At 58.5% G+C, this 17,566-nt stretch carries 17 protein-coding genes; all 17 read left to right on the top strand.

The window, feature by feature from the left end; all coding sequences use genetic code 11:
* Positions 1–305: 305 nt before the first annotated feature.
* Positions 306–878: a phage terminase small subunit P27 family gene (locus CAK95_RS24480; RefSeq protein ID WP_086090290.1), complete on the top strand. Its 573-nt coding sequence runs from the start codon at positions 306–308 to the stop codon at positions 876–878.
* A gap of 6 nt (positions 879–884) precedes the next feature.
* Positions 885–2,630, top strand: a complete 1,746-nt coding sequence (locus CAK95_RS24475; protein WP_086090289.1) for a terminase large subunit — start codon at positions 885–887, stop codon at positions 2,628–2,630.
* Between the two features lie 9 nt (positions 2,631–2,639).
* Positions 2,640–3,914: a phage portal protein gene (locus tag CAK95_RS24470; RefSeq protein WP_086090288.1), complete on the top strand. Its 1,275-nt coding sequence runs from the start codon at positions 2,640–2,642 to the stop codon at positions 3,912–3,914.
* Entirely contained in the window at positions 3,892–4,743 is an 852-nt protein-coding gene (locus tag CAK95_RS24465; protein WP_086090287.1) for a head maturation protease, ClpP-related, read from the top strand. Before CAK95_RS24470 ends, CAK95_RS24465 begins: the two co-directional genes overlap by 23 nt.
* A gap of 9 nt (positions 4,744–4,752) precedes the next feature.
* Positions 4,753–6,078, top strand: a complete 1,326-nt coding sequence (locus tag CAK95_RS24460) for a phage major capsid protein (protein ID WP_086090286.1) — start codon at positions 4,753–4,755, stop codon at positions 6,076–6,078.
* Positions 6,079–6,155: 77 nt separating this feature from the next.
* The gene (locus tag CAK95_RS24455) at positions 6,156–6,587 is read left to right on the top strand and encodes a hypothetical protein (RefSeq protein WP_086090285.1); all 432 of its coding nucleotides are present in this window, start codon (positions 6,156–6,158) and stop codon (positions 6,585–6,587) included.
* 60 nt (positions 6,588–6,647) lie between these two features.
* Positions 6,648–7,250, top strand: coding sequence for a head-tail connector protein (locus CAK95_RS24450; RefSeq protein WP_157699729.1), 603 nt, complete (start codon positions 6,648–6,650; stop codon positions 7,248–7,250).
* On the top strand, positions 7,250–7,627 hold the full coding sequence (locus CAK95_RS24445) for a head-tail adaptor protein (protein WP_086090283.1): 378 nt from the start codon (positions 7,250–7,252) through the stop codon (positions 7,625–7,627). Before CAK95_RS24450 ends, CAK95_RS24445 begins: the two co-directional genes overlap by 1 nt.
* The gene (gp17, locus tag CAK95_RS24440) at positions 7,627–8,043 is read left to right on the top strand and encodes a tail completion protein gp17 (protein WP_086090282.1); all 417 of its coding nucleotides are present in this window, start codon (positions 7,627–7,629) and stop codon (positions 8,041–8,043) included. The genes CAK95_RS24445 and gp17 overlap by 1 nt, the downstream gene beginning before the upstream one ends.
* Entirely contained in the window at positions 8,043–8,507 is a 465-nt protein-coding gene (locus CAK95_RS24435; RefSeq protein WP_245303510.1) for an HK97-gp10 family putative phage morphogenesis protein, read from the top strand. Before gp17 ends, CAK95_RS24435 begins: the two co-directional genes overlap by 1 nt.
* A 70-nt stretch (positions 8,508–8,577) precedes the next feature.
* On the top strand, positions 8,578–9,270 hold the full coding sequence (locus CAK95_RS24430; protein WP_086090280.1) for a phage tail tube protein: 693 nt from the start codon (positions 8,578–8,580) through the stop codon (positions 9,268–9,270).
* Between the two features lie 10 nt (positions 9,271–9,280).
* On the top strand, positions 9,281–9,649 hold the full coding sequence (locus tag CAK95_RS24425; protein WP_086090279.1) for a hypothetical protein: 369 nt from the start codon (positions 9,281–9,283) through the stop codon (positions 9,647–9,649).
* A gap of 65 nt (positions 9,650–9,714) precedes the next feature.
* Positions 9,715–9,921, top strand: coding sequence for a hypothetical protein (locus CAK95_RS24420; protein ID WP_086090278.1), 207 nt, complete (start codon positions 9,715–9,717; stop codon positions 9,919–9,921).
* A gap of 12 nt (positions 9,922–9,933) precedes the next feature.
* Positions 9,934–11,955, top strand: a complete 2,022-nt coding sequence (locus tag CAK95_RS24415; protein WP_147413524.1) for a phage tail tape measure protein — start codon at positions 9,934–9,936, stop codon at positions 11,953–11,955.
* A 9-nt stretch (positions 11,956–11,964) separates the two neighbouring features.
* Positions 11,965–12,771, top strand: a complete 807-nt coding sequence (locus tag CAK95_RS24410; protein WP_086090276.1) for a hypothetical protein — start codon at positions 11,965–11,967, stop codon at positions 12,769–12,771.
* Positions 12,772–15,099, top strand: coding sequence for a hypothetical protein (locus CAK95_RS29660; RefSeq protein WP_086090275.1), 2,328 nt, complete (start codon positions 12,772–12,774; stop codon positions 15,097–15,099).
* An 85-nt stretch (positions 15,100–15,184) separates the two neighbouring features.
* Positions 15,185–17,530: a carboxypeptidase-like regulatory domain-containing protein gene (locus CAK95_RS24400; RefSeq protein ID WP_086090274.1), complete on the top strand. Its 2,346-nt coding sequence runs from the start codon at positions 15,185–15,187 to the stop codon at positions 17,528–17,530.
* Positions 17,531–17,566 lie beyond the last annotated feature (36 nt).

The raw sequence follows: 17,566 nt of genomic DNA, 5'->3' as shown, positions 1-17,566 counted from the left end.
GACTGCGACTGAGGTGGTCGACCACGTTGAGCCCCATAGGGGTGACATGACCAAGTTCTGGAATAGGGACATGTGGCAGCCGTCGTGCCGATGGCACCATGACGTGGTGAAGCAGCAGCTCGAAGCCCTCTTTGGGCATGGCAAGGCCTCGGTCAATGACCTGTGGCTCAACAGTAAAAAGGCAATCGAGTTGAGCCTTCGATCATGGACCCCGGGGGGGTCTAAAAGTCTGTGGGGTCTCAAGCCGGGACCGGCGGCCCCACAACAAAAACTTTTTCGCGAGTTTCCGGAGGATTTTTTTTCTTATGGGTCGACGTGGGCCAAAGCCAGAGCCTGGCGCGGTGAAGGAGCAGAAGGCTCCGGTTCGCAGTCGGCAGCGCAAGACGGTCGCTGCGACACTGCCTGGCGCGCCGGTGGCTTCAGGCGATGCGCCGAAGTGGCTGAAGGATGAGGGGCTGAAGATTTTCCAGCGCATGGCGCCGCTGCTGCGGAGCATGAAGCTGCTGACCGAAGCCGACGTTCCGGCCTTCGCTCGCTATTGCAAGCACTATGCACGCTGGCTGTCATTGCAGAAGCGGCTCGACAAGGAAGGCGACATCTATGAGATCGAAACCGCGAGCGGCAAGGTTCGTCGGGCCGATCCAGCTTTCACGATGGCCGATCGCCTCGACCGCATGATGCTCGCGTTCGAAGATCGGTTCGGGTTGAACCCGGCCGAGCGCCAGCGGATCATGGCGGCGCGCGCCACTACTGGCGCAACTGGCGATCTGTTCAATGCTGGTCAGGCAAAGGATCCGGAGCGCCGCTCCGACGATCCGGCGACACCAGCAGCTGAGGCTGCCGAACCGATCGAAGGGCCGATCGGCCTCCTGAACTGATGCTGCATGTCAGCGAAACGGAAGGTTGAGGAGCCGCCGCGGCCGGCCGCGCTGAAGGCGTTTCCGAACGCACATTGGGACGGCGAGTTCTGGCGTGACGGTGAGTTCTGGTACGACGAGCGCACGGCGGACAAGGCGGCGTCGTTCTTCCCAAACCATCTAGTCTTCACCGAAGGTGAGTGGGCCGGCCGCCCTTTCTATCTTGAGAACTGGGAAGAGCACGACATCGTCCGGCCGCTGTTCGGCTGGAAGCGGAAGGACGGCACGCGCCGCTTTCGCCGGTGTTTCGTCTGGATCGCGCGCAAGAATGGCAAGACGGAATTAGCCGCCGGCATCGCGCTGCTGATCCTGGTCGGCGATGCCGAGATGGGTGGGCAGGTCTTCTCAATCGCCTCGGAAGAGGCGCAAGCGAAGATCGTCTTCACCAAGGCGAGCAATATGGCGGTGCGAACGCCTGTGCTTGCGCAGAAGCTCGAATGCCTTGGCAAAGTTATCTACTGCCCGGAACTGAATGCATCGTTCCGGTTTCTGTCCGGCAAGCCGAAGGGCAAGCACGGTTTGAACATGTCGGGTCTTGTCGGTGACGAGATCCACGAATGGCCGAACGGTGATCTCTACACATTCGTCCATGATTCGGCCGCCGCACGCCGGCAGCCACTGGAGTTTCTGATATCGACCGCCGGCCAGAAGGGGACGCACGGCGAAGAGGTTTACCGGGAATGTCAGGCGATCCTCGCCGGTGACATCGAAGATGCTGAGACGATGGTCGTGATCTACGCCCCTGGCGAGGATGACGACTGGACGAAGGAAGAGACTTGGCGCAAGGCCAATCCGAACTTCGGCAAGTCCGTCAAGGTCGAGCCTTTCATGGCCGACTTCAAACGGGCAAGGCAGCTTCCGCGGCTTGAAAACGATTTCAAGCGCTACCGGCTGAACATCTGGACCGATCAGGCGGTTCGTTGGCTGCCGATGGACTCGGTCGATGATGAGGGGCGGCGCTTCGGTTGGGATCATTGTATCGGTCCGATCCCGTGGTGCGATAAGGGAAAGCAACCGTTTGAGTCCCAATTCGAACAACGTCTGATCGGTAAGCGATGTTTCGGCGGCCTGGATCTGTCATCAACGCAGGATTTGTCGGCTCTGATCTGGTGGTTTCCGATTCAGGATGGGCTTGAAGTTCCCGTTGCTCTCGCGCGCGCGTTCAAGCCGGCAGATCTGGTCAAAGAGCACGCGAAGCGTGACCGCCAGCCTTACGAGCGTTGGGTGAAAGAAGGGGCGCTGTTCACCACACCCGGCAATGTTGTCGATTACAGTTTCATTGAACGGCAGGTTTTGAATGACGCAACGAAGTTTCGGGTTGCGTACTACGGGCAGGCCAAGCGTGAGGCGCATGAAGGCGGTTTAGCGATTGACCGTTTTAACGCGACCGGCACTGCAGTGCGACTTGAGGCGGAAGGCATTCCAGTCGTCCTCTTCGGTCAGGGATTCATTTCGCTTTCGGCTCCGTCGAAAGAACTTGAGCGACTCGTGATGGGAAACGGATTTCATCATGGTGGCCATCCTGTATTCCGTCGGCACGCGCAAGCTGTCGCCGTCGTCACCGACGATGTCGAAAACATTAAGCCGACAAAGGCGAAGTCAAGCGGTCGGATCGACCTGATAGCGGGTCTCGTCAATGCGATCGGTATCGCGATCGCATCTCCGGTCGAAGAAAGATCAGTCTACGAGACCCGCGGCGCGCTGGTCCTGTAAGGGGGTGCAATGGCACTGCGCTGGCCTTGGTCTCAGAAGTCTGCAGATGTGCCGCGCAATGCGGTTCAGGATTCCGGCGGCGGAGTGCTGATCACGACATCTGCAGAGCTTGAGCAGTTTCTGAAAGACGGGCAGACGACAAAAGCTGGTCCGGTTGTTACCGCTGAGACCGCGATGCGGGAGGGTCCGGTTTATGCCTGTGTACGAATTCTGTCGGGTCCACCGGCTACGCTTCCGTTGAGCATCAAGCGGCGGCTCGATGCGCGAACACGGGAGGATGCATCCGACACTGACCTCTGGAAGCTCTGGAATCGACGTCCGAACCGGTGGCAGAAGCCACATCAGTTCAAGCGAATGCTGATGGCGCATGTGCTGCTACGAGGCAATGCGGTGTGTCTGAAGGTCGTTTCTCGCGGTGCGCTGAAGGAGCTGATTCCGTTGCATCCCGATCGGGTCGAGATCAAGCAAAAAGACGATCTGTCGCTGAGCTTCGAATACACGCGCAAGAATGGCGGAAAATCGTTTTTCACCCAAGATGAGATCTTCCATCTCTACGGCCTGACGCTGAACGGGTATTCTGGCGTGACTCCGATTACATATGCGCGCGAGACGATCGGCCTGGCGCTTGCCCAAGAGAACTACGGCGCAAGTCAATTCAAGAACGGGATGCGCGCCAGTGGAGTGCTGACTCATCCACAGAAGCTCGGCGAGGAGTCACGCAAGAACATCAAAGCATCGCTCGACGAGTACCGAGCTGGCGGTGAGAGCGAAGGGAAATTCCTTCTTCTCGAAGAGGGGATGACGCAAAGCCAGCTTAAGATGACTGCGCAGGACACGCAGTGGGTCGAAAGCCGCAAGCTGTCGGTACGAGACATAGCGATGTTCTTCGGCGTGCCGCCGTCGATGATCGGTGATAATTCCGGCTCTGACTCAAACTGGGGCACTGGGCTTGAGCAGAAGGCCAACGGGTTTGTCACCTTCACGCTGGAAGACTATCTGACGATGTTCGAGGAGGGGATCACCATCGATCTCAACTCCGACCCGGCTATCTACGCCAAGTACAACCGTGCCGCTCTCGTCAAGGGCGACATCAAAGCTCGCTGGGATGCCTATGTGAAGGGGCTTCAGTGGGGCGTGTACTCGCCGAATGAAGTGCGTGCTCTGGAAGATCAGAACCCGCGCAAAGGCGGGGACATCTATTACCCGCCGCCGAACACTGCTGGTGGCAGCAATCCGGACAGCGAGACAGGGGAAGCGGGCAATGACGATCCGAAAACTGCCTGAGGCAAAGACGTTCGCGCGCCCGCAGAACTTTCAGTGGGATTCGCCTTCCGATGTTCTCGCGAAGTGGTCGGAAAAGCCGTTGGCTGCAGAGTCGGACGATGCCAACACGATCTCGATCTATGACGTGATCGGCGAAGATTTCTGGACCGGCGGGGGTTTCACAGCGAAGCGCATGTCTGCAGCGCTGCGTTCGATCGGCAAGCACGATGTCACAGTGAAGGTTAATTCGCCTGGCGGCGATATGTTCGAAGGCATCGCGATCTACAATCTGCTGCGCGAGCATCCAGCCAAGGTAACCATTGATGTTATGGGATGGGCTGCATCCGCTGCATCCATTATCGCGATGGCTGGCGACGATATCCGCATGGGCCTCGGCACCTTCATGATGGTGCACAATGCTTGGGGCATGGTCGTTGGAAACCGCCACGACATGGCAGAGGCATCCACCCTGTTCGAAGGCTTCGATAGCGCTATCGCCGATATCTACCAAGCCCGCACCGGTCTGGATCGCAAGGCAATCCAAAAACTGATGGATGCCGAGACCTTCATGGGGCCGTCCGAAGCTGTCGAGAAGGGTTTCGCCGACTCTGTCAATGAGGGGCTCACGGCGTCCGAAGGCGATGCCAAGAACCTTGACCAGCGCCTGATGGCTCGCCGGCAGACCGAAGCCGCGCTCGCCAAGGCCGGCTATCCCCGTTCCATGCGCAGTGAAATGCTTGCGCAGATCACCAATTCGGCCGCGCGTGATGCAGGCCAGTCCACCGCCGCGCGTGATGCAGGCGCTTTTGCAGCTTCCGCCCGGGAGCTGATCAACCTCATCAAATCATAGGATTCAGTCATGCAGAATATCATCCCGACGGGCCTCGTGCCCGGAGCGGCGGCATTGGCCGCGCCTTCGTCTACCCGCGCCCGTGGTCTCGTTGGTTTCGGCGCGCGCGCAGACGCCTCCGATGCCACCAAGATCCTCAACGAGCTCAAAAGTACCTTTGAGGCCTTCAAGGCGGAGCGTGACAAGGAAATCGCTGACCTGAAGAAGGGGCTGGGCGATGTGGTGCAGACCGAAAAGGTTGACCGCATCAATGCCGAGATCACCAAACTTCAGACATCTCTCGACGAGGTGAATTCGGTTCTGGCAGCTCTCCGCGTCGGCGGCGGCGGCGGTTCTGGCCTCACCACGGAGCAGAAGGCACACAAGGATGCCTTCAATCAGTTCTTCCGCAAGGGTGTCGACAACGGTCTCGTTGACCTGGAAGTGAAGGCTGGTCTGCGTTCGACGTCCGATCCGGACGGCGGTGCTCTTGTTCCTGAAGAGCAGGCAACCACGATCGAGGAGCTTGCGCGAACCGCGTCGGTTATGCGGCAACTCGCGTCGGTCATTACGATCTCGACGGGCACCTACAAGAAACTCGTGAACTTGGGTGGCGCCGGCTATGGTTGGGTCGGCGAGACGCAGGCGCGTCCCGAAACGTCAACGCCGACGCTCGCTGAACTCGCTTTCAACGTTATGGAAATCTATGCCAACCCGGCGGCGACCCAGACGTTGCTCGATGATGCGCGTGTCGACATCGCGGCCTGGCTCGGCAATGAGGTCGCGCAGACCTTCGCTGATCAGGAAGGGGCTGCCTTTGTCGCCGGTGACGGCGTGCTCAAGCCGCGCGGGATTCTTGGCTATGACATTGTCGCCAACGGATCCTATGCGTGGGGCAAGCTCGGTTATGTGCCGACCGGTGTTGCGGCAGCACTCTCCGACGCTTCCAACAACGGAACCGATGCGCTGATCGATCTGTATTATTCTCTGAAGTCGACCTATCGCAACGGCGCGTCCTGGCTCATGTCCGACGCTGTGATGGGTACTGTCCGCAAGTTCAAGGATGGTGACGACAACTACATCTGGGCTCCTCCGACCTCTGCGGCCGAAATGGCCACAGTGCTCGGCAAGCCGGTCTACAATGACGACAACATGCAGGCTGTAGGTGCGGGCAATTACCCCATCGCTTTCGGCAACTTCGCGCGTGGCTATCTGATTGTCGATCGTTTTGGCATCCGCGTTCTGCGTGATCCGTACACGAACAAGCCATGGGTGCATTTCTACACCACGAAGCGCGTCGGTGGCGGCGTGCAGAACTTCGAGGCCATCAAGCTTCTGAAGGTCGCGACGAGCTAGCGCGCAACCATGGCGCGCGGCCACGCTGCGCGCCTCCTCTCATTTCACAATGCGCCCGATGGCGCTGGAGAAGTCTCATGAAAGACCTGATGAATAGCATTCATTGCGTCCCGTTGATCGTTCCGGTCGCGGCGCGCACCGATAACACCGCAATTGTCTCTGCGATCATTGATCGCAAGGGCTACGAGTCCTTGGCTCTTGTGATTGTTACTGGAACGAACACCGATGCGAACGCTACGTTCTCGGTGCTGGTTGAAGATGGCAACGCATCAAACCTTTCGGACAACGCGGCCGTGCCGGATTCCGAACTCAATGGCACGGAAGCGTTGGCTGGCTTTACTGCCGCCGATGATGACAACAAGTGCCGGAAGATCGGTTATGTCGGCAACAAGCGTTACGTCCGGGTTACGGTGACGCCCAGCGGGAATGATTCTGGCAATATCTTCCTCGCCGGCGTCGCGATCCTCGGCAATCCGGATATCTGGCCGACCGCCAATCCACCGGCGTAAGCCTCGTCTGATTGACACCGGCGGCCCTATCTCGGGGCCGCCATTATGCCGAGGCCACGCATGTATCGCCCCGTCCTGGTAACTCCGCCAGCGCTCAAGCCGATCACCCTTGCTGAGGCGAAGGCGTGGCTGGACATCCCGTACACCAACAAGGACGCGGTGATCACTGGTCTTATCGCTGCTGCAACAGCGCATCTCGATGGATGGACTGGGATACTTGGACGGTGTCTTTGCGAGCAGACCTGGCGGCAAGATTTCGACCGGCTTAACCGCTGCCTGCGTCTTCCGCTCGCTCCGGTGATTTCGATCACCAGCGTGAAATACGATGACGCTGATGGCGTCGAGCAGACCGTGTCATCCGGTGACTATGAATTACTCAATGACGATCTCGGTCCGTACGTCCGCTTCAAGGATGCATACTCTTTCCCGCAGGTCCATGATGAGCGGCCGGCGGTGAGGGTCACTTACTTGGCCGGATATCCGAACACCGGTTCGGAGCCGGATGTCACATCGACCGTGCCGGACGACATCAAGCACGCCATCGCGCTGCTGGTCAGGCACTGGTTCGATAATCCTACGGCCGTGGTCGTTGGCGTCACCGCACAATCGGTGCCTCATGCTGTCGACGCGCTTTTGGCGCCACATCGCAGGATCCGGTTCTGATGCAGCGCAGGTACGATCGGATCGTGACGGTGCAGCGCGCCACCATCACGCAGTCGCCTTCGGGAGAAGAGATTCAGGCCTGGGCGGATATCGCCTTTCAGATCCCGGCCGGCCAGGCGCCGACGCCCGGTGCCGAGCGATTTACCAACGCACAGGAAGTTGCCGAGCAGGAAGTGACTTTTACGGTGCGGTTTCTTTCGATCCCCGATGAATATCGGCCGCTGACACCAAAGGACCGCGTGATTTATCCGGCTGAGGATGTCGGCGCGAATACGCAGAATCCGGCTGCCGGCCGGGTCTACGATGTCCTGGGATCAGAAGAGGTTGGCCGTCAGGTCGATCTTCGCATCCGCTGTTCGCGCCGGACGGACGTATAATGGCGCTGAAAGACATCCGGCCCGCGTTACGCGCCTTTCTGCTTGGCGATGCCGGCTTGTCCGCCGCCGTTGGCGCTGGCCGGATCTATCCCGACGAATTGCCGCAAGGCGTCACCGGCGACAGCGTGGTCTACAGCGAGATCAGCGCCATCGGCGATCACCATAATGAGGGGCCGTCCGGCCTTGCGCAGCCGCGATACCAGTTCTCCTGCTGGTCGAAGACGAAAGATGGGGCTTACGCCCTCAGCCTTCTCTTGCAGGGGCGGCTCGACGGCTATCGCGGCGTTATGGGCGCCGGTGCCGCGGCCGTCACCGTGCAGGGCGTATTCCTCGATAATTCGCGGACAGTGCGGGATGACGCAGCGAAGCTGTTCGGCCGGCAGCAGGACTATTTCATCTTTTACGAGGAGCGGTAGTGGCCAGATCCCGGCAAATGCTCGGGCTGGAAGGATTGAAGGACCTTGATCGGGCGCTCTCCGAATTGTCGAAGGCGACCGCACGAAACGTGCTGCTGCGGACTTTGAAGGAAGAGGGGCGGCCAATTGCGGATGCCGGCGAAGCAAATGCGCCGAAGCTGACTGGTGAACTCGCGCAATCTTATGCCGTCGGGACGAAGCTGACTCGCCGGCAGAAAAAGGCATCCAAAAAGGAATCGATGGTCGAAGTCTATATCGGCCCGACGCCTCACCCGAAATCGGTGCAGACGGAATTTGGCAACGCGCATCAGGCGCCTGAACCGCATTTGCGGCCGGCCTGGGACTCGAACGTGGGCCGCGTGTTTGATGGCATCAAGAAAGCGCTGGCCGAACAGATTGAAAAAGCGCGGGCACGGCTTGCCCGCAAGGCTGCCCGCGAGGCGGCAAAGCTCAAGCAGGGTTGATCGCTTCCCCCGGTCCCGCAGGGGTGCTTCGCGGGCTTTCATTCAATCGACAATCTGAAGGAGAGTCGCGATGGCTCAAACTGAAGCCGAAATTGGCTATGGCGTATTGCTCAAGATGCTCACAGGCACCGGTCCGGATGTCTATACAACGCTCGGTCGTCAGCGAGACGTCACGCCGCCCGATGGGTTCTCTGTCGACATTGTCGACGCGACCCACAATGAAAGTCCCGATGTCGAGGAAGAGGTCATCCCCGGCATTGTTCGGACGAAGAGCATCACCCTCGAAATCGAGTACAAGCCGAACAATGCCGCGGTGCAGCTCATTCAAGCTGCCAAGCGGGTGAAGAAGACGTTCCGGTCGGTCTGGCCTGATGGCCGCTACATCCAGTGGGTCGGTTATATCGAGGATTTCGAAACCGAGGCGCCGACCGAGGAAAAGCAGATCGCGACTCTTTCTATCAAGCGCAGCGGTCCGGCGACAACCAATGCGGCTTCTGCACCGACAAACAGCGTTCTGCCAGCGATCTCCGGTACCTTGGAAGTTGATGCGGTCCTCACCGCGTATCCTGGCGTTTGGGCCAATGAGCCGACCGCTTTCACTTATCAGTGGAAGAACGCCGGTGTGAACATCGGCGGTGCCACCTCAAAGACCTACACGGTTGTTGCCGGCGATGCAGGCGATTCCATCACAGTTGCGGTTACCGGCACGAATTCCGCTGGTAGCGCGACCGCAACCAGCGCTGCTGTCGTGATCGCGTCCTGACGGGTGTCCAATGGCGAATGCTGTGAAGGGTGAAGTTCAGTTTGAGGCGGAGGGGGTGACGTACACCATCCGCTTCACCGTCGATGCGATCGTGCAGCTCGAGGAAAAAACCGGTCGCACGTTCCCCGTGCTTGCCGCCGAAATGTCTGATCCGCTGAAAGTGAGTATGTCGCTTTTACGGCTGATCTTCTGGGCAGCGCTGCAAGACCGGCATCCCGATTTGGATGTGAAGCGTGCGGGTGAACTGATTGTTCCGGCCGGCGGCATGACGAGCGCGCTTGCGCTCGTTGGGTTGGCGCTGGAGCGTGCCTTTCCGGAGGGGCGATCCGGCGGCCGCCCTCCGAAGCCGGGTCAGAAACGGACTGGCCCGGCGTCCTGACGGATTGGATCGCCGCCGGATTCAATGAAGACGATTTCTGGCGCAAGACTCCGCGGCAGATCGCGTTGGGTTTCGAGGGCAAGTCGATGCAGTTTCGGCGTGAGCACAACGACCGGGCCTGGCTCGCGTGGCATTCCGCGTACCTGTCGCTGTTTCCCCCGAAGAAATTTCCGAAAATGGAAAAGCTGATGCAGCGCGACGTTCGACAGAGGCGTCGCGAGCAAACCCCTGATGACATGTGGGCAATCATGTCCAGCATGACGCAGCACTGACGGTACGGTTAGATGGCCGGAAACGCAGTAATCGGTGCATTGCGAGTCGTGTTGGGTGCGGATACGGCCGCGCTCGACAAGGGCTTGAAGGACGCCCAAGGCAGTCTGTCGCGCTTCGCGGGCTCGATGAAGAGTGTCGGTCTCGTGATGGCTGGCGCCTTTGCTGGCGTTGCTGGTGGGGTCGCCGCTGCCGTTAAGTCCTCTCTGAATGAGGCCGACAAGCTCGGCAAAATTGCACAATCAGTTGGCGTTCCAGTCAAGGAATTATCGAAGCTTAAATACGCCGCTGATCTGTCGGACATATCTCTCGAAAGTCTCAGCACCTCGATGGTGCGGCTTTCCAAGAGTATGTCGGAGGTTGCTGGCGGGGCAAAAGGGCCGGCGTCAGAAGCCTTTCGGGCGCTTGGAATATCGGTTCGCAATACTGACGGGACGATGAAAACGTCCAGTCAGATCATGAGCGAGGTGGCAGACAAGTTCGCTGGGTATAGCGACGGGGCAAACAAGACGGCTCTAGCGGTCGCGCTTTTTGGGCGCGCCGGTGCGGCAATGATCCCAATGCTCAACGGGGGCTCGGCCGCGCTCGAGGAGGCAAAGCGAGAGGCTGAAGAACTTGGCCTCGTCATTGACAGCAAGACCTCAAAAGCTGCTGAAGAGTTCAACGATAATCTGACGCGACTTGGTAAGGTTGGGGCCGGCGTAACCACGCAATTCGCGGCGCATCTTGCTCCCTCGCTCGCGCAAGTCTCTACCGAGATGGTGAAGGTCGCCAAGGATGCGCAGTTCCTGAACCAGGCTTCGGTCGGACTGGAGATCGGAACCAAGGCATTGGCGTCGACGGTGCTCGTCGCGGTATATGCCTACAAGCAATTCGCGACCGTTATTGGCACGGCCGTCGAGGCTGCCCTGAAGATCGGAAATTCAGATTTCAGCGGTGCGCTGGAGACCATCAAGACAGGCATCGACGCCGTCAGGACCACGGCGGTGGAGACGGTTGATTCATTCCGGGCGCTTTGGTCGCCTCCGGACACGACCGGAATCGTTGCCGGTTTCGACGCCTACATCGGCAAGGCTAAAGAAGCTCATGCCGTGACGATGGCCTTCTTGGAAGGGCAGAAAAAAGACGCGCCTGCGATCGGCACAGGTTCGAAAGATGCGCTGCAATCGTTCCTTGATGGCCAGCAGAAGGCGATTGCATCTCGCAATGCCGAGGCCGCTGCCGTTGGCTTGGCGGCCGGGGAAATGGAAAAGCTCAAGGTCCAGCAGCAGGCCGAGCTCATCGCCAAGCAGAATAACATCACTCTGACAGACGCGCTGAATGCCAAGATTGCCGCAACTGGCGAAGCCGCTGCTGCCGCTGCGCTGCGACTTCAGGGCGCAAATCTGACCGAGGAAATGCTGATGCCGTGGGAATCGTTCAATCAGAAACTCGATCGAAATAGGCAGCTTTTCGAAGCTGGCGCGATCAGTGCAGAGACTTACGCTCGCGCCAATAAGAAGGTGGCGGAAGACGCCAACGCAGATTGGGCCGCTGCTGGCCAATCGATTTCTGGCAGTTTTCAGCAAATTGGAAATTCCTTCGCGAAGGAAAGCAAGTCGATGGCGATGGTAGCAAAAGTCGCCGGTGTCATTCAGTCGACGATCTCGATGTTCACTGGCGCGGCCAAAGCTTTGGAATTGCCATTTCCCGCAAACCTCGCGGCTATGGCACAAGTGCTCGCAACCGGTGCCGGCATCGTAGCTTCGATCAAATCGACAAAGACGACGGGTTTCAAAACTGGTGGATCATTCACGGTGCCGGGCTCTGGAGGTCAGGACAGCAAGCGTGTGGCTCTCGATCTTACGCCTGGTGAGCAAGTCGACATCTGGCGGCCCGGCGAGGGCGGCCGGGATCCGCGCGGTGGCTCCAACGGCGGCGTTATGGAGGTCACGGTCAATCTCGTCGGCGAGGTGTTCAACAAAGAGACCTATCGCAAGATGATCGACGGTCTCAACGAAATGTCGGCCGACGGATATCGGCTCAAGGTCGCATAGCGCCCGCGCATGATCGTCATTTCATCCTCGCTGGTTCTCAGCGAAAGCGATCTCACGCCCGATCACCCGATCGTCGGCTATCGGAATATCGTGACGGTCGATAACACCGTCGCTGACAGCGAGAACCCGCTGTATCCGGTTACGAACCTCGCGAATCCGCCGACGCATCTGCGCTGGCAGGCCGCTGCGGCGGTCCTGCAGTATATCACCATCACCACGGACTCCGCCGATCCCATCGATTATGTCGGGATCGCGCGCCACAACTTCGGTAGCGGTGAAATCGCGGTCTCGATCGAAGTTGATGACGGAAGCGGTTATGTCGAGGTGATCCCACCCGTCATCCCAGGCGATGATAGCCCGTTGTTGTTTCGCTTCACCGCCGGGTCCTTCGTCAGTGTCCGGATCAAGCTCGCTGCCGGCGCGGCCGTTCCGCGCGCTTCGGTATTGCATGTTGGCAAGCTTTTGGTCCTGCCGAGCAAGATATGGCAGGACCATACGCCGATCCCATTCGGGCGCCGCCAGACGGTTGTCAATGGCCGAAGCACGTCTGGCGAGTTTCTTGGCTCAATCCTTCTCGGCGCATGGAATGAGGGGCGCATCAAGGAAACGCTGATCGATCCGGATGTTTATCGCGAGGATGTCGACGCGTTCATGGCGGCCGCCGTTTACGGAAGGGTGGCGTTCTTTTTCGGTTGGCGGCCGGAAATGTATCCGGACGAAATTGGCTATTGCTGGGCAACAAACGATGCGCAGCCAAAGAACGCGACCGGCCACGGCCTGACCGAATTCGATATGCAGATTGAAGGGGTCGTGTAGGTGGCTGGCAAGCTCACCTATGTCGAGATCGATATCGACCGTTGCGCCCTTTCATACGGGGTCGCGCCGTGCGTTGCATCGATCCCTGAGACAGGCGACCGCAAGTGTTTCAACAGCATCGGGTCCTGTCAGGATCGAGCCAATTTCGATGATGAAGGCGTTACCATTCGGTTTGCGATCAATGCGGGCTACCTTCCGGCCGACATTGAATGCATCCCCTGCATCAAATCGGAGAGCGATATCGAGTTTACGCCGTGCATCGTCTCGCTCGGCGTCGACCTTGGCCAACGTGCCTCGCTCAAAATCAGGATGCTCGATCATCCGGACTCGGACACTGGTCCGGCCGGGGACAAGTATCTCTCAGAGCGCCCCTACAACCCGTTCAAGCAGGGGACCTATTTCGGCAAGTTCCGCGCCCGCCATCCCTACCTGCGTGGCCGCAATCTGCGGCTGATCCGCGGTGAGGTGGGGCAGGCGCTTGGAGACATGGAAACGCGGCACTTCATCATCGATTCATTCGATGGGCCGCTGCCGGACGGGACGTTTTCGATCATTGCCAAGGATGTCCTGAAGCTTGCCGACGGCGATCGCGCCCAGGCGCCGCGGGTGTCGAATGGCTTTCTCACGGCGGCTATCAGCAATAGCGATCTTGCCTTCACGCTATCGCCGGCTGGTATAGGTAATGCTGAATATCCTTCCTCGGGATATGGAGCGATCGGCGGAAAGGAAATCGTTGCCTTCACGCGGTCCGGCAACAGCGTCACGATCACGGGCCGGGCACAATTCGGGACGACGGCTGTTGCGCATGATGCGCAGGATCGTTTTCAGTTGGTCCTGCGATATGACGCAGTCGATCCTGCGAACATCGTCAAGGATCTTCTTCAGAACTATGCGGATGTCCCGTCGGGCTATATTCCGATTGCTGACTGGCTGGATGAGACCGGGAATTTCTTTAACCGGCTGTTCACTGCGGTCATTCCGGAGCCAACGGACGTCAGCAAGTTGCTTTCGGAAATCATCGAGCAGGCAGCATTGGCCGTCTGGTGGGATGACCGTCAGCAAAAGATCAGGCTTCAGGTGTTGCGCAGCATCGCAACGGATGCGTCCAGGTTCTCTGAGGTCAACACGCTCAAGGATTCGATTCAGTCGAAAGAGCAGCCAGACAAGCGCGTCTCAGAGGTCATCACCTATTTCGGCCAGAATAATCCGTTGCGACCTGTCGATGACGCTGACAACTTTCGCTCCATCGAAACGGTCAAGGATGATCAGTCCGCAGCGGATTATGGCTCGCCAGCGATCAAGAAAATCTTCTCCAGATGGATGCCGCCGTTCGGCAGGACGGTTGCTACACGCAATGGCCAGATCATTCTTGGACGCTACAAGAATCCGCCGCGGCGTCTGAACTTCGATGTGTTTCGCGACGGCATCGCTCTGCCAGCACTCGGGCAGGGCGCGCGCGTCGTCGATTGGTTTATCCAGGATGACACCGGTGCTCCTGCCGATGTGCCAATCCAGATCACGCGCATCAATCCGATGTCGGATCGGTTCAAGGTCGAAGGCGAGGAGATGATCTTCGTCGTTCCGGACGACATTGATGACCGCACCATCATCATCGACGCCGATACGCTGAATATCAATCTGCGGACCGTCTACCAGAACATCTATGGCACACCTGAATCGGGCGAAGAGGTCAAATGCATCGTTCAGTCCGGGGTGATCGTCGGCTCCTCCTCCATTTCTACTCCCGCATTTGAAGTCGGTTCTTGGCCGTCAGGCGTCACGATCAATCTTCGTGTCGATGGCCGGATACAAGGCCGCGCCGGTAATGGTGGCCGTGGTGCCGGGTTCAACTTCACGGGGGGGTTCACGATCATCCCCGGCACGGATGGTCAGGCTGGTGGCGCGGCACTTTACAGTCGCTATGCCATCAACTTGAGCGGAGCGGGCCAGGTTTGGGGTGGTGGCGGCGGTGGCGGCGGCGGCGGTATGACATCCGGAACGGCAGCCGGCGGCGGCGGCGGCGGTCAGGGCCGCAACGGTGGCGCCGGCGGCAAGGGTGGCGACGCCCCCGGTAACGATGGAAGGGACGGCGCAGCCGGCGGCAGCGAATCCGCTGGTGCTGGCGGCAACGACGGAAACAACGCCTCGCCAGGTAAGGGCGGCAATGGCGGCGCGGCGGGGCAGGCCGGACAGAATGGATCCGGAGATGCCGCCCCGGGCGCATCTGGATCATGGCGTGTTGGTGGTGCGGCGGGCCGCGCCATTGATGGGGACTCCTTTATCACGGAAACCGGATCCCTCGACGTTCGAGGGCCAAGAGTAAACTAACCGACGCGAGAGCGGGCTGACATGCCGTCATCGCGTGTTCGGTAACGAGTTTTCCCAATTTTCCTGAAATAGATGGGTTGAACGAATGCCATACTCTCGTTGGCAGGCCACGATCGTGCGCGCGAATGGCGATGTCGTGCCGAATGCGCAAATCAATGTTTATCGTGAGCAGGGTGGCGCGCGCCAGGCGTTGAAGGCTGATTACGACGGTCTGGCCAACAAAAGCAATCCGTTCACTGCGGACAGCAGCGGCTACGCATTTTTCCATGCGCCGGCTGGGCGGTATCGCATCGTTGCAACAGCAGATGGTTTTTCGCAAGAGTGGCGTCAAGTGCCGCTCGGCACGGCGGCGGCCTTCGACATCGATGATCTTTCTGGCGATCTCTATCTAACAGAAACGGTATTTTACAATGTTCAAGTCGACACGATTTCTGATCGGGCTGCTTATGATGAGGAAGAGGAGGGCTTCGTTGTTTTAGTTTCCGATACCGGCGATGGCCGGGCTGCCCTCTTTACAATGACTGCGGATCCTGGCGTCTGGTCGGATCCCGCATATCTGACGGTGAGCGGGGCAGGTATCGCAGACACAAAAGCCGCCGCCGCCACCGCCAACATTGGACCCGCAAAACGCATCACGACGCTTGGATACAACTCGCCGGGGGACGGGGGCGGCGCGGAGTACGATCTGGTTGCCACACAGCCTGATCACGACGGTTACGTTCTCAATGGCTCGCAATATTTTGCGATTACCAAGCTGACGGCGAAGGCTTCACAGTTCGGCGCCTTTTCAAGTGATACCGAGGTTAGTCACGCGCAATTGCAGGCTGCCCTCGATTGGGCCCATGCTGTCGGCGGATGTTTGATATTTGATGACAATGGCCCGTATCAGCTTGGTGCCGGATTGGCCAAAGGCAACATTACGAATGAGTTCGTGCTGGAATGGCGCCCTGGCGCCGAGCTGGTTTTAAAGCAGGGCGAGGACGTTGGAGATGCTGTCTTCGATATCCGCGGCCCGACTGGAGACCCTCAAGGAAAGGTGACTTTCAACGCTCCAAAGATAGATTGCCAGTACGGCGTCACGGCTTCGGGTGACAGCGGCGCGTCTGCTATTGCGGCTTGGTATCTTGACCACCTGATAGTCAACGAGCCTGATATGTATGGAGGGGCGACCGCCGACAACGCAAACTCTGACAGTGGTGTTGCAGCAATTGGGTTTAACTTATTAGAGGTGTCCGGCGGAATTATTAGGGGGTTTGGCGATAAGGCCTGCTATTTATCGGGCAACCCCGTGTATGGCCTCCGTGGCAGCGCCATTGTGCGCGGCCTGAAGGCCATCAATTGCCAGTACGGGGTTGGTGGTCATCGCGAAATGGAGCTTTTACAAGTCATAGGATGCAACATTGAGGATTGCATCTCGGGAGTTCACACTGGATGGACGAACGCTGCGCCGCAGATGGCTCCAGCGCGGCGGGCAGAGATAATAGGCAATAGTTTCCGCAACAATCTTCAATGTGTTGATTTGCGTGGCATTACGCGACCCGTCGTAAATGACAATTTGTTCCTTGATTGGGGCTACCATCCCACAACCGGTCTCAAGCTCACATCCGTAAAGGCACTCTCTTTTGTAGGCGCTCGCGGAGCGACAGTTAACGGCAACACGTTTGAAATGCGAGATCGTGCCAACGTCGATCAAATCGCAATCCACAGTCGCAATGAAACGCAGGACGCGACGCTATATACCGGCGGTAATCACTCTGCAAACGACAACGTATTTCGCAATGTTTTCCGAGCTGTGTTGGAAGAAGAAAATCTAGGCGTCAAGCCTGATCCATCGCTCTATCTCGGTTGCGTAATGAGGGATGTTACTTCGATCTGCTCAAGCTCGCAGAATGCATCGTCAATTATCGAATATACTGATTTTGCGACCGGCGTTCGCAAGCGGCGCGTTGGCCCCACATCTGAATCAGCGCAATCCGTCATTCAGTCTGGCGTCACAGTAACTCATACAGGCACGACCTCTGAAACGGTCCTGATCACAGTCCCAATTCCGGCGGGGGCGCTTGGCCCAAATGGCGGCATCCGAATCATGGGGATGTTCGCGAACAACAATAGCGCCGGTTCAAAGACGCATCGAATACGATGGGGCGCTGCTGGTGCCGGAGCGTCCGGGGTCGTGATGACCCAAGTGTCAAACACTACGAGCCTTTCGTTCAAGGCGATGGCTGATGTATTCAATAAAAACGCCGTCAATGTCCAAGACGTCTCAATCAATCAAACCACTGGCGGCTGGGGCCCGGGGGCCGGGGCCTTTGGCTCTGGAACCGTTAATACTAATTTGGCGTCAGAGATTGTGTTTACGGTCCAACTGTCTGACGGTGCAGACAACGCTTCAGTAAGAGCTTATCGTGTTGAGGTCTTCTATGGATCCTAACCAAATCGGTCTATTCGGTCGATAAAAATCATCTGG

The sequence above is a fragment of the Pseudorhodoplanes sinuspersici genome (assembly GCF_002119765.1).
In the GTDB taxonomy this organism is placed as follows: Bacteria; Pseudomonadota; Alphaproteobacteria; order Rhizobiales; family Xanthobacteraceae; genus Pseudorhodoplanes; species Pseudorhodoplanes sinuspersici.
Note: the sequence above shows the minus strand (reverse complement) of the source record. Positions and strands in the feature narration are given on the sequence as shown.

Bases quoted from the DNA above. Each gene is read 5' to 3' on its own strand.
- CAK95_RS24480 (WP_086090290.1), top strand. From the start codon at position 306: ATGGGTCGACGTGGGCCAAAGCCAGAGCCTGGCGCGGTGAAGGAGCAG.
- CAK95_RS24475 (WP_086090289.1), top strand. From the start codon at position 885: ATGTCAGCGAAACGGAAGGTTGAGGAGCCGCCGCGGCCGGCCGCGCTG.
- CAK95_RS24470 (WP_086090288.1), top strand. From the start codon at position 2,640: ATGGCACTGCGCTGGCCTTGGTCTCAGAAGTCTGCAGATGTGCCGCGC.
- CAK95_RS24465 (WP_086090287.1), top strand. From the start codon at position 3,892: ATGACGATCCGAAAACTGCCTGAGGCAAAGACGTTCGCGCGCCCGCAG.
- CAK95_RS24460 (WP_086090286.1), top strand. From the start codon at position 4,753: ATGCAGAATATCATCCCGACGGGCCTCGTGCCCGGAGCGGCGGCATTG.
- CAK95_RS24455 (WP_086090285.1), top strand. From the start codon at position 6,156: ATGAAAGACCTGATGAATAGCATTCATTGCGTCCCGTTGATCGTTCCG.
- CAK95_RS24450 (WP_157699729.1), top strand. From the start codon at position 6,648: ATGTATCGCCCCGTCCTGGTAACTCCGCCAGCGCTCAAGCCGATCACC.
- CAK95_RS24445 (WP_086090283.1), top strand. From the start codon at position 7,250: ATGCAGCGCAGGTACGATCGGATCGTGACGGTGCAGCGCGCCACCATC.
- gp17 (WP_086090282.1), top strand. From the start codon at position 7,627: ATGGCGCTGAAAGACATCCGGCCCGCGTTACGCGCCTTTCTGCTTGGC.
- CAK95_RS24430 (WP_086090280.1), top strand. From the start codon at position 8,578: ATGGCTCAAACTGAAGCCGAAATTGGCTATGGCGTATTGCTCAAGATG.
- CAK95_RS24425 (WP_086090279.1), top strand. From the start codon at position 9,281: ATGGCGAATGCTGTGAAGGGTGAAGTTCAGTTTGAGGCGGAGGGGGTG.
- CAK95_RS24415 (WP_147413524.1), top strand. From the start codon at position 9,934: ATGGCCGGAAACGCAGTAATCGGTGCATTGCGAGTCGTGTTGGGTGCG.
- CAK95_RS24410 (WP_086090276.1), top strand. From the start codon at position 11,965: ATGATCGTCATTTCATCCTCGCTGGTTCTCAGCGAAAGCGATCTCACG.
- CAK95_RS24400 (WP_086090274.1), top strand. From the start codon at position 15,185: ATGCCATACTCTCGTTGGCAGGCCACGATCGTGCGCGCGAATGGCGAT.